Origin of the sequence: Pseudoalteromonas sp. SG45-1, from assembly GCF_014164135.1 — a bacterium.
Taxonomy (GTDB): Bacteria; Pseudomonadota; Gammaproteobacteria; order Enterobacterales; family Alteromonadaceae; genus Pseudoalteromonas; species Pseudoalteromonas distincta.
In genome coordinates this window covers 1-10,932 of record NZ_JACJEP010000047.1, presented here as the reverse complement: position 1 = coordinate 10,932, position 10,932 = coordinate 1, and the positions used below count along the sequence as shown (strand labels likewise).

Genomic DNA, 10,932 nt, shown 5'->3' with positions numbered 1-10,932 from the left:
GTGGGCTCGATAACTGCTCCTGCGTTATTCTAATGGCTTACATCCATGTAAGAATAAGTAAAAACCGAGCAAAGCTTCCGCGTCCTGCTCACGCCCCTTACCTACATCCATGTAGGCAACAAAGAGTTTATCGTCCCTAGAAAGAACCCAACGGGCAGCGCATGTTTTGCATTTATGCTGCGTTATCGCCTATTTATGGGGAATAACCACACTTCATAGGCTCTGCCTTGCCTAAATACCAAACACACTGCTGCAAATTCAACCATCAAAGATCAACACGCCCTCGTATTTTACTGCGTTGACTCCGCCTTTTTACGGCTCATAATTTTACCTGCGATGCTTTGCACAGTGCCTTTTAGTAAGCTGCGTTTGTTTTCAAGCCTTGGTAATGGGCGACTAAGCTCCATTGCTTTGTAACCAATACGCGCTGTAAAAATACCAGCACTGACCCCTTGCGCAGCTCGTCCCGAAAGCTTACCTAAAAGCTCAGCACTTAGTGCAGTTGCAGCAAGGTCAGATACAAGCTCAGCACTGCCTACAAACATAACTTGTTTTATCAACATACGGTAAAGCTTTATACGGCTCGCGTAGCCAAAACCAATGCCGTAAATTTTACCAATTTGTTCTATTAACTTAGTACCACGCCAAAGCACAGCCATCATATCCACCAGCGCAAGTGGGCTTAGGGCAACTAGCAGTGCAGATTCAGTCGCAAAACGATTTATAAGCTTTTTAGCTTTGGTGTCTTGGGTTATTAATAAACTGTTGGCGTACAGCGTCATTATTTCTTTGTCGCTGTGATGCATCGCTACTTGGTTTTTAAAGGTTTCAAAGTTATCAAGCTCTTGGTGTTTATTAAGCTTTTCGAGCCAAGGTAATGCACCGCCTACTTGCTCGCTGTTTAAAAGCCTGTCGGCTTCAACTCGGTGCAGCTGGTTACGCTTTAAACTGCGCAGCATTCGGTACTCTCGCCACAATAAGCGCCCTATTAGCAGTACGCCACTTACAACCGCGGTTAAATAAACACTGCCTAAAATAATTGACTGCTCGAAAGCAAATACTAACGAGTACGCAAACTCTAAAAGCACCAGTACTATAAAACTAATAGCAAAAACACCTTTAAGTGTTTGCCACTTTGACTTTTTATATACAGGCTCTAGATCTATTTCTGGCTCTAGTGCTTCATCTTCAAGTTCTTCGTAATCACTTTGCCCGTGCTGAATAATTTTTGCAGGTGCTAAAACGGGTTCGTTTTGCTCAATGCTTTGCGTATCTATACGACGCCCTGCTTGAAATGTTTGGTTTGACTCACTCATGTTAATTTGTCTCCTAGCAGGTACTGCATGACATGATCTAATCGAATATGTTTTAGTTGTTTATCGGGGCTCGGCATTGGAGAGAACGATAAAAACTCAAATCCCTGTGCTGGCCACTCATTTTTATTAAGCATCCGCGAGGGAGGTTGCGGCGGTAAATACGTAAGCCAATCTGGCTCGTTTAGCGGTTTACCATAAATACAGTCAAGCGTTTGGCCTTTGTCGGTAATCTGGCGCGGCTGCGTTGCTGTGATTGACGACATAGCCATGGTTTCTATTTTTACACCATCAAACTTTAAATGATTACTTTGCTCATGCACGAGCGAATCAAGTAGTAGTGCTAAATCTTTATGGTGTTTTGCACTTATGTGATCTGATTTATTAGCTGCAAATAATATTTTGTCTATGTTGGGCTTAAATAAACGTTTAAAAAAGCCCGACTCACCGTAATTAAAGTGTGCGAGTAATTGGTTTATTACACTGCTTTGCTCTTGGAGTGTTTCGTGCCCTTCGTTTAACGCACTAAGTACATCTACAAGTACGATTTGGCGATCGAAGTGCCTAAAATGCTCATTATAAAATGGTTTTACGACTTCTTTTATATAGGCGTTAAAACGCTTAATTAAATGCGCTAAATTAGAACCCGCAACGACATCATCACTGTTTATTTCACCCGATACCGGAAAAAACAATAACAATGGCGCGCCTTGTAGGTCGCCAGGCATAAGCATGCGCCCAGGTTGTAACATGGCAAGTTTGGTGTCTTTTTTAAGCCCGACTAACATGCTTTGATAAAGCTGAGCAATATGGGCAAGTGCGTTTTCATCAACGGGAGCGTTTAAGTCAAGTTGCTCAACGGCCATTAAAAAATCACTTGATGTGTTTACGCGCGAAGGCTGAGTTAATAATGGATATTGCTGCTCGCACCATTGAGAATAGCTTTGCTCAAGCATAGGTAAATCAAGGAGCCATTCACCCGGATAGTCAATAATATCTAAATAAAGCGTTGATTGCGGTGAAAAGTGGCCGCGCAGCCCTGCATTACTTTGATACTTTATTGCCAAGCGCAGCGTATTAATACGCTCGGTAGATGCAGGCCATGTAGGCATCCCATCGCTGGGTAATAAAGCATTGAGTGCTCGAGGGTAATTAAACGTAGGAACTTTTAACGCCTCTTGCGGCACAACTTTAGTGGCCACATGGCGGTGCTCGCGCATTACATCAAAAAAAGGTAAGTTTTTATCGTCCGCTTGGGTTGTTAAGTGTTTAACAAGCGCGGTAATAAAGGCTGTTTTACCACTACCACTTAGGCCAGTTACGGCAAGCTTTACGTGTTGGTCTAAACTGCGATGAAGGGCTTTTTGTGCTTTGCCTTTAATGCTTTTAAAGGTCTTTTTTGCAAATGATTGGCTCATAAAGTGTCTTGCACCTAATTTGCCGTAATTTATCACGCTGCAAATAAGGTGCTATTAAATCCTTTAAAGTTTGTTAATTTCACGGCTCACCGTAAACTCGCTTGAAGTTACATGGCGCTCCATATCTTGAAGGCGAGTATCTACACGCGTTAAACGCTCTTTTAAATCTTGCAATGCGCGGCGCGGCGGCTCGCCTTTTTGCCATACTTTAAATTTTACTTCTAGCGGATCGTCAGTTTTAGTTGAGCTTTTTGTTTGCGCTGTTGCGGGCTCTTTTTTATCTAAAATGAACCAGGCTGCAATATACGCTACCACAAATAATGGGCCACCCGTTAGCAGTACCGCACTAACAAATATAATGCGAACTAACCATAACTCCATATTAAAGTAGTCACTTAATCCCGCACATACTCCGGCTATTTTACCGCGTTGTGGGTCTCTTAATAATTCGCGTTTGGCACTCATACTTTGCGTCTCCATTGTGGTGACTCTTGATCAAGCAATGCTTCAAGTGTTTCTAATCGATCAGCCATTTTTTCAGCTTTGTGTGCAAGCTCAAGTAATTGGCGATGTTCGTGCTCACTTAAACCTTGGCTTACTTGTTTCTTGCTACGGTAGTGCAAAATTAGCCACAGCGGAGCAACAAAAATCATAAACAAGATAAATGGTGCAACTAATATCTCTGGATCAAACATAATCCTCTCCTGACAATCCGTTTTGATGTTTTTAAGCTGGGGCACAAGGGCCCCATATATTTTTATATGTAATTATTTATCAGCTAACTTCTTTTTAAGTTCGGCTAGCTCATCATCTATCTTTTCATTTTTTTGTAGATTAGCAATTTCATCCGCTAACGTCTTTTTACCTAAATCGTACGACTCAATTTGAGATTCTAGTCCATCAATTTTGGTTTCGTAACGTTCAAAGCGGTTAAGTGCTTCTTCTACTTTTGAGCTATCAAGTGTCTTTTTCACTTCAAGGCGCGACTCAGCCGAACGTTGGCGAAGTATAATTGCCTTTTGACGAGATTTAGCATCTGCTAGCTTTTCTTGTAGCGTCGTTACTTCTTGCTGTAATTTCTCAATATGAGACTCTACATGTTCAAGCTCACTCGCTACTGAAGCAACTGCATCTGCCGACTTTTGCTTTTCAAGTAAGGCTGAACGCGCTAAATCGTCGCGGTCTTTACTTAAAGCCAGTTCGGCTTTATCTTGCCAATCACTTACCTGCGCTTTAAGTGTATCTAAGCGGCGTACAATTTCTTTTTTCTCAGCCAATGTTTTAGCTGATGTAGAACGTACTTCAACAAGCGTATCTTCCATTTCTTGAATAATCAGACGAACCATTTTTTCTGGGTCTTCTGCTTTATCTAAAATGGCGTTGATATTAGAATTAACAATATCTGCAAAACGTGAAAAAATTCCCATAACATTTACCTCTGTAATTAAAACTTAGTTAGTCTGCTATAACTAGTATCAATATGCTTGCCAACTTTTTAAAAGTTAAAATACACTTTATTTTCATTACGTTAAACTAAATATACAAATTTCTTTAGTTATCCCTAATTATGAAATACACTAACTGTTAGTAAAAATGACCAAGAGTTAGGAAATATGAGCCAATATCGCCAACAGGATAATTTACTCGGCCAATCAGATAGCTTTCTGTCTGTATTAGATCAGGTATCGCAACTGGCTAATTTAGATAAACCGGTACTTATTATTGGTGAACGCGGCACAGGTAAAGAGCTAATAGCAGCACGCTTACACTTTTTATCAAAACGCTGGGATCAAAACTACGTAAAGCTTAACTGTGCAGCGCTTAACGAAAACCTACTCGAAAGTGAGTTATTTGGCCACGAAAGCGGTGCTTTTACGGGGGCAAGTAAACGTCACGAAGGTCGTTTTGAACGCGCTAACAGCGGCACACTGTTTTTAGATGAATTAGCTAATACCTCAGCTATGGTACAAGAGAAACTGCTGCGCGTTATAGAATACGGTGAGTTTGAACGTGTTGGCGGCAAACAAACTGTAAAAGTAGATACCCGCTTAGTGTGTGCGACAAACGAAGATCTTCCTTATTTGGCCGAGCAAGGTGAATTTAGAAGTGATTTACTCGATCGCCTTGCCTTTGATGTAATTACCCTGCCACCACTGCGCGAACGCCAAGACGATATTATGCTTCTTGCTGAGCAGTTTGCGATGAATATGGCGCGCGATTTAGAGTGGGAACTGTTTAGCGGTTTTACCCGAAGCGCAACAGAAACACTGCTTAGTTATGATTGGCCTGGTAATATTCGTGAACTTAAAAATGTGGTTGAACGCAGTTTGTATCGCCACGGTAGTGAACATATTCCCGTTCACCAGATTATTTTAGACCCATTCGATAGCCCATTTAGACCAAAAGCGCGTATTAAAGCACCTGTAGCGGCTCAAACGGTTAATGCCGAGCCTATTGTTGTTACGCCGCCGGTTACTCAAACAAGCAATGATTCAGCCGTTGATATTCAATTTCCGTGCAGCTTAAAAGAGCGTTCAAACGACTTTGAAATAAACATGATTAATAAAGCACTCGAACATAGCCAATTTAATCAAAAGAAAACTGCAGAAGTACTTGGTTTAACGTATCATCAATTACGTGGTTATCTTAAAAAATACAACTTGTTGGATCAACAATAGTCAGAGGTTATGCGGGTGCATAAATTATTACTTGTTTTGCTTACCACCACTTTAGTTGGTTGCCTTGATAGCAAAGAAGAAATCATAGAAGAAAAAAACCAAGGCTTAGTTTATTGCGCTGAAGCTAACCCTGTGTCGTTTAATCCGCAAGTCACGACCACCGGTTCAACTATTGATATAATTGCTAACCAATTATACGACCGCTTAATTAGCATTGACCCTGTTACGGCAGAGTTTCAAAGTGAGCTGGCGACCGATTGGAAAATTAGCAAAGATGGTAAATCGGTTACCTTTACCCTGCGTAAAGATGTAAAGTTTCATACAACTTCTTATTTTACCCCATCGCGGGACTTTAACGCCGACGACGTTATATTCACCTTTAGCCGATTATTCGATGTATATAATCCATATCACTTTGTGGGCGATGCCGATTACCCGTATTTTCAAAGTGTAGGAATTGATCAACTTATTCGCAAAATTGTGCGCGTGTCTGACTACCAAGTCCGTTTTGAATTGTTTAATCCTGAAAGTAGTTTTTTAGCTAATATGGCTACCGACTTTGCCGTGGTGCTTTCAGAAGAATACGCCATGAAACTTAAGAAAAATAATCAAAAGAACTTATTTGATCAGTACCCTATTGGCACCGGCCCGTATATTTATAAAGAATACCGCCGAGATCATCTTGTGCGCTTTTACCGTAACCCACTTTATTGGAAGCATGACGTTGCACTTGAGCAATTGGTTTACGATATAACCCCTAACGGCACTACGCGCATAGCAAAAATGCTGACTAAAGAGTGCGATGTAACGGCTCATCCAAGTAGTGCGCAATTGAGCATTTTAGCGCAACGTGATGATATAAACGTCGAAAAAGAAACAAACTTAAACATAGGTTATTGGGCATTTAATACAGAGCGTGCTCCGTTTGACGACTTACGCGTACGCCAAGCGCTTGCGCACGCAATAGATGTAGATAAAATAATGCAGGCGGTTTATTACGGTAACGGTACTCGCGCACAATCTATTTTGCCGCCAACCTCTTGGGCATTTGAGCCACAAGAAGATATACCTACGTTTGATCCAGAACTTGCTAAAAAATTACTTATTGAAGCAGGGTTGCCTAATGGCTTTGATATGACGATATGGGCTATGCCTGTGAGTCGTATTTATAATCCCAACGCACGTAAAATGGCTGAGCTTATGCAAAGTGATTTACGCAAAGTAGGCGTTAACGTCAGTATTGTAGAATATGAGTGGAATACGTTTATTCAACGTATTGGCGAGCATAGGCACGACAGTGTATTACTTGGTTGGGCCGCAGATACACCCGACCCTGATAACTTTTTTAGCCCGCTGCTGAGTTGCACCGCTACTTTTAGTGGCAAAAACCCTGCAAACTGGTGTAATCCCCAATTTGATTTATTGCTTACTAAAGCACTAGACACCACTGATTTAAACAAACGTAAAAAATACTACGAAGATGCACAAAGCTTAATTATTAAAGAGTTGCCGTTATTACCAATTGCTCATGGCTTGCGCTTTCAAGCAAGTAGCGCTGATGTGGAAGGCATAACACTTGGCCCGTTTGGTGCTATTTCGCTTGCTAATGCGAGGAAAAAATAATGATCTTAGATTATATTTTACGTCGCCTTGGTTTGTTCTTTTTTATGATACTAATGCTCAGCGTATTTACGTTTTCACTGGCGTATTTATTTCCCGGTGATCCGCTAAGTAATTTAAGTGGCATACCAAGTGGTAACTTTGCACAGCATAGTGAGCTTGAGGATAAATATTTATACAACAGCAATTACTTTATGCAATACATTGCCTTTTTAGGGAGAATATTTCAAGGCGATTGGGGGCTTTCATTTGCCTCTGGTAACAGCGTGTTTAGCCATATTATTGACTTACTACCGGCTACTTTAGAGCTAAGCGTATATGCATTAATTGTATCGGTTGTTATTGGTGTACCTACTGGCATTTTAGGCTCTGGCTATCATAAACGCTGGCCCGACAAACTTATAAACTCTGTCACTATGGTAGGTTATTCAATGCCTGTGTTTTGGCTCGCATTGTTGTTAATAATGGTTTTTTCATTAAAGCTTGGCTGGTTTCCTATGTCGGGCAGAATGGGCCTCCTTTACGAAATACCCGCCAGTACAGGGTTTATATTAATTGATATTGCTCTAGCTGGATTTCCATATAAAGGGATGGCCTTTGTTGATGCGCTGCGTCATTTAACACTCCCTACTATTGTATTGGCCATGTATCCAACCACGGTATTAGTGCGCTTTACTCGCGAGTCTATGCTTAAGGTAATGGATCAAAACTTTATTAAAACAGCTAGGGCAAAAGGCCTTAACCGCCGTCAACTTATCATGCACCATGCACTGCGTAATGCTCTACTACCGGTAATTAAGCAAATTGGTTTGCAATTTAGCACCTTGATAACACTTGCGATGATTACTGAAGTTATTTTTTCTTGGCCGGGTATTGGCCGATGGTTAATCGATAGTATTTATCAGCGCGACTTTCCTGCAATTCAAGGCGGATTAATGGCGGTGTCTTTATTTGTTATTTTAGCCTCTATTACAGCTGAGCTTACTTACACTTTATTCGATCCACTCTCGCGGAATCAGGCCCATGGCAAAGTTTAATTTATTTTCTGAAGAGTCGAATAAATCGCCACTTGCGCGATTTTGGCGCAAATTTAAAAACAATCACCCAGCTTTGGTTGGTTTATGGATATTTATGGCGTTTGCATTATTGGCCGCCACAGCTCCTTTTTTAGCGCCCTATGGCGTAAACCAACAGCATAGTGATGCACTACTCATACCGCCCTCATGGCGAGAAATGGGCGATGTACGCTTTATTTTAGGCACCGATGATTTAGGCCGTGATGTACTCTCGCGCTTAATGAATGGTGCAACATATACGTTTGGACTTTCTGTTGTAGCTGCCCTAATCACGACCCTGTTTGGTGTATTAGTGGGGACTTTTGCCGGGATTAGTAAAGGGTTGCGTTCAAGCTTTTTAAATCATTTACTTGATATAACACTTTCTATTCCTTCTTTGTTATTGGCCATAATAATAATCGCCATACTCGGTCCTGGTTTAATGAATACCGTATGGGCAATTATTTTAGCGTTACTACCGCAATTTATTCACTCGGTGCGCAACCTAATTGTTGATGAATTAAGTAAAGATTACATTACTGCGTTTAGACTCGATGGCGCATCTAATTGGCATATAATATCGCGCGGTATTTTCCCTAATATTTATGAGCATATTGTGGTTATATTCACGATGGCGCTTTCTACTGCGATATTAGATATTTCAGCACTGGGATTTTTAAAATTAGGGGCTCAGCCACCAACGACCGAATGGGGCGCAATATTAGCCGAAAATCTAGGCCTTATTTATTTAGCGCCGTGGACTGTAGCGCTACCTGGTGTACTGTTATTTTTAGCCGTGTTATCTACTAATTTAGTAGGCGATGGCCTGCGACAAGTGCTAAAAGCACGTAAGGCTGATTAAATGCAATTACTCGATGTTCGTAACTTAACAATTGAACTACGTACCTCTGAAACTGTAATTAGAGCTGTAGACAGAGTGAGCTTTAGCTTAAAAGAAGGTGAAGTACATGCGCTTGTGGGCGAGTCTGGCTCTGGCAAAAGCTTAATAGCAAAAGCGATTATTGGTGTATTAAACGAGCGCTGGGATATTACTGCCGACCGTATTCATTGGCGCGGCGTAGACTTAATGCGTTTAAGCCCAGAGAAACGCCGTAAAATAGTAAGCCAAGATATAGCGATGATCTATCAAGACCCAAGTCGCTGCCTTGACCCAACCGCTAAAATATTTGACCAAATTGCCGAAACACTCCCAGAGGTCGCAACTAAAGGTTTCTTTTTAAAACGCAACCGCGAGAGAAAAGACAGAGTAAAAGCGCTTATTCATAAAGTGGGCATTAAAAACCACGAAGCAGTACTAAGTAGTTACCCTCATGAGCTCTCAGAAGGCGTATGTCAAAAAGTAATGATTGCGATGGCCATTGCTCGCACGCCTAAGCTATTAATCGCTGATGAGCCAACTACGGCACTTGAAAGTACCACTCGCGCACAAGTATTTAGGTTACTAAAAAGCTTAAACCAACTTAAAAACATGTCTATTTTGATGATCTCTCATGAACTGGAAGAGATTGCACATTGGTCGCATGGCATTCATGTTTTATATTGCGGGCAAATGGTTGAAGCAGGCCCAACCCATGAAATATTTAAACAGCCTCGCCATCCATACACGCAAGCATTACTAAAAAGCTTGCCAGACTACGAGCAAGGCTTAGCACATAAAGAACCTTTTTATGCGCTTAAAGGGACTATCCCTACTCTGCAACATTTGCCTATTGGCTGTCGCCTTGGGCCGCGTTGCCCACAAGCGCAAAAAGCCTGTGTGGTTACACCAGCCCTAACTAAGCATCATGGGCATAGTTATGCGTGTCACTTCCCGTTAATTAAGGACATGAAGTAATGCAACCACTGTTAAAAGTACAAGCGCTTTGTAAAACCTTTAATGTGCGAGCTGGGCTTTTTTCACGTAAAAAGTTTGAAGTCCTTAAAAACATTTCATTTTGCGTAGGTAAAGGTGAAAGCATTGCCATAATTGGCGAAACAGGCGCAGGTAAAAGTACGTTGGCAAAACTACTTTCAGGAGCTGATAGCGCTGATAGCGGGCAAATTTTGCTCGAGAATAATATTATCGAAGATAATGGCGTACGCGATAATCAATGTCGCCATATTCGTATGATTTTTCAAGATTCAGCTGCATCGCTCAACCCGGGCTTAACCATTGGCGAAATGCTTGATGATTGCCTGCAATATAATACTGAGCTTGATGCTAGTGAACGCACTGAAAAGATTGATGCAACGCTTTCTAAGGTGGGTTTGTTAATCGATCATAAACACTACTACCCGCATATGTTTAGCGTGGGGCAGTTACAACGTGTAGCGTTTTCTCGTGCATTAATTTTAGATCCTAAGGTGATTGTACTTGATGAAGCTGTTTCGTCTTTAGATCCCTCTATACGGGCGCAAATAGTAAACTTGTTACTTAAGCTGCAGCGCGATACAGGCCTTACGTATGTGATGATCACTCATCATTTAAGTTTAGTACGTCACATTAGTGATTTTGTAGTTGTACTTGATAAAGGCGAAGTGGTTGAATACGGTCCTACTGAAGATGTTTTTCAAAACCCTCAATCAAAAGTAACGCAGCGTTTATTAAGCTGCTAAAGCAGATTATAAATACCTAACTTTTTTGTAAGGTAACCGTATTTAACTAGGTCTTCTTGTTAATTGTATTTAATTAACAAGTGACTATGGTGTCAATTCCTAATTTCAAACCATTTTAGGATCCCACATGACACCATCCCTCACCATAGAATTTATGATTACTATAAGCTTTCTTATACAGGCAATAATAGCCACTTTTTTAGGTTTCCCTGCCGCGACTAGCCGATGATAA

General features: G+C 41.2%; 11 protein-coding genes and 1 pseudogene. 6 read left to right on the top strand and 6 right to left on the bottom strand.

The genetic code is table 11. From position 1 onward, the window contains the following. Positions 1 to 290: 290 nt before the first annotated feature. From H5117_RS19935 to pspA, 5 genes are all read right to left on the bottom strand, one after another. On the bottom strand, positions 291 to 1,316 hold the full coding sequence (locus tag H5117_RS19935; protein ID WP_182733795.1) for a TIGR01620 family protein: 1,026 nt from the start codon (positions 1,314 to 1,316) through the stop codon (positions 291 to 293). Next, entirely contained in the window at positions 1,313 to 2,731 is a 1,419-nt protein-coding gene (locus H5117_RS19930) for a YcjX family protein (RefSeq protein ID WP_182738981.1), read from the bottom strand. The genes H5117_RS19935 and H5117_RS19930 overlap by 4 nt, the downstream gene beginning before the upstream one ends. 63 nt (positions 2,732 to 2,794) lie before the next feature. After that, the gene (gene pspC, locus H5117_RS19925) at positions 2,795 to 3,196 is read right to left on the bottom strand and encodes an envelope stress response membrane protein PspC (RefSeq protein WP_024596503.1); all 402 of its coding nucleotides are present in this window, start codon (positions 3,194 to 3,196) and stop codon (positions 2,795 to 2,797) included. Continuing rightward, positions 3,193 to 3,426, bottom strand: a complete 234-nt coding sequence (pspB, locus tag H5117_RS19920; protein ID WP_024596504.1) for an envelope stress response membrane protein PspB — start codon at positions 3,424 to 3,426, stop codon at positions 3,193 to 3,195. Before pspB ends, pspC begins: the two co-directional genes overlap by 4 nt. Before the next feature lie 72 nt (positions 3,427 to 3,498). Further along, a complete protein-coding gene (gene pspA, locus H5117_RS19915) occupies positions 3,499 to 4,158 on the bottom strand; it encodes a phage shock protein PspA (RefSeq protein ID WP_007376832.1) in 660 nt (219 codons plus the stop codon). Between the two features lie 186 nt (positions 4,159 to 4,344). Between pspA and pspF the strand changes: the two genes are divergently transcribed. From pspF to H5117_RS19885, 6 genes are read left to right on the top strand one after another with little or no spacing between them, the layout of a single operon-like run. Beyond that, on the top strand, positions 4,345 to 5,409 hold the full coding sequence (gene pspF / locus H5117_RS19910; protein WP_182724527.1) for a phage shock protein operon transcriptional activator: 1,065 nt from the start codon (positions 4,345 to 4,347) through the stop codon (positions 5,407 to 5,409). A 15-nt stretch (positions 5,410 to 5,424) separates the two neighbouring features. Then, positions 5,425 to 7,032 (top strand): ABC transporter substrate-binding protein, encoded by a 1,608-nt coding sequence (locus H5117_RS19905; RefSeq protein WP_024596506.1) that lies wholly within the window; start codon positions 5,425 to 5,427, stop codon positions 7,030 to 7,032. Then, positions 7,032 to 8,066: an ABC transporter permease subunit gene (locus tag H5117_RS19900; RefSeq protein WP_002958336.1), complete on the top strand. Its 1,035-nt coding sequence runs from the start codon at positions 7,032 to 7,034 to the stop codon at positions 8,064 to 8,066. The genes H5117_RS19905 and H5117_RS19900 overlap by 1 nt, the downstream gene beginning before the upstream one ends. Then, positions 8,053 to 8,946 (top strand): ABC transporter permease subunit, encoded by an 894-nt coding sequence (locus H5117_RS19895; RefSeq protein WP_002958337.1) that lies wholly within the window; start codon positions 8,053 to 8,055, stop codon positions 8,944 to 8,946. The genes H5117_RS19900 and H5117_RS19895 overlap by 14 nt, the downstream gene beginning before the upstream one ends. Further along, on the top strand, positions 8,947 to 9,939 hold the full coding sequence (locus H5117_RS19890; RefSeq protein ID WP_002958338.1) for an oligopeptide/dipeptide ABC transporter ATP-binding protein: 993 nt from the start codon (positions 8,947 to 8,949) through the stop codon (positions 9,937 to 9,939). Further along, positions 9,939 to 10,700 (top strand): ATP-binding cassette domain-containing protein, encoded by a 762-nt coding sequence (locus tag H5117_RS19885; RefSeq protein WP_002958339.1) that lies wholly within the window; start codon positions 9,939 to 9,941, stop codon positions 10,698 to 10,700. Before H5117_RS19890 ends, H5117_RS19885 begins: the two co-directional genes overlap by 1 nt. 105 nt (positions 10,701 to 10,805) lie before the next feature. Here H5117_RS19885 and H5117_RS19880 read toward each other — a convergent pair. Continuing rightward, a pseudogene (locus tag H5117_RS19880) lies at positions 10,806 to 10,932 on the bottom strand (IS110 family transposase); the annotation flags it as partial.

Excerpts from the sequence above, each read along its gene's own strand:
- H5117_RS19935 (WP_182733795.1), bottom strand. The coding sequence starts at position 1,316 with ATGAGTGAGTCAAACCAAACATTTCAAGCAGGGCGTCGTATAGATACG.
- H5117_RS19930 (WP_182738981.1), bottom strand. The coding sequence starts at position 2,731 with ATGAGCCAATCATTTGCAAAAAAGACCTTTAAAAGCATTAAAGGCAAA.
- pspC (WP_024596503.1), bottom strand. The coding sequence starts at position 3,196 with ATGAGTGCCAAACGCGAATTATTAAGAGACCCACAACGCGGTAAAATA.
- pspB (WP_024596504.1), bottom strand. The coding sequence starts at position 3,426 with ATGTTTGATCCAGAGATATTAGTTGCACCATTTATCTTGTTTATGATT.
- pspA (WP_007376832.1), bottom strand. The coding sequence starts at position 4,158 with ATGGGAATTTTTTCACGTTTTGCAGATATTGTTAATTCTAATATCAAC.
- pspF (WP_182724527.1), top strand. The coding sequence starts at position 4,345 with ATGAGCCAATATCGCCAACAGGATAATTTACTCGGCCAATCAGATAGC.
- H5117_RS19900 (WP_002958336.1), top strand. The coding sequence starts at position 7,032 with ATGATCTTAGATTATATTTTACGTCGCCTTGGTTTGTTCTTTTTTATG.
- H5117_RS19895 (WP_002958337.1), top strand. The coding sequence starts at position 8,053 with ATGGCAAAGTTTAATTTATTTTCTGAAGAGTCGAATAAATCGCCACTT.
- H5117_RS19890 (WP_002958338.1), top strand. The coding sequence starts at position 8,947 with ATGCAATTACTCGATGTTCGTAACTTAACAATTGAACTACGTACCTCT.
- H5117_RS19885 (WP_002958339.1), top strand. The coding sequence starts at position 9,939 with ATGCAACCACTGTTAAAAGTACAAGCGCTTTGTAAAACCTTTAATGTG.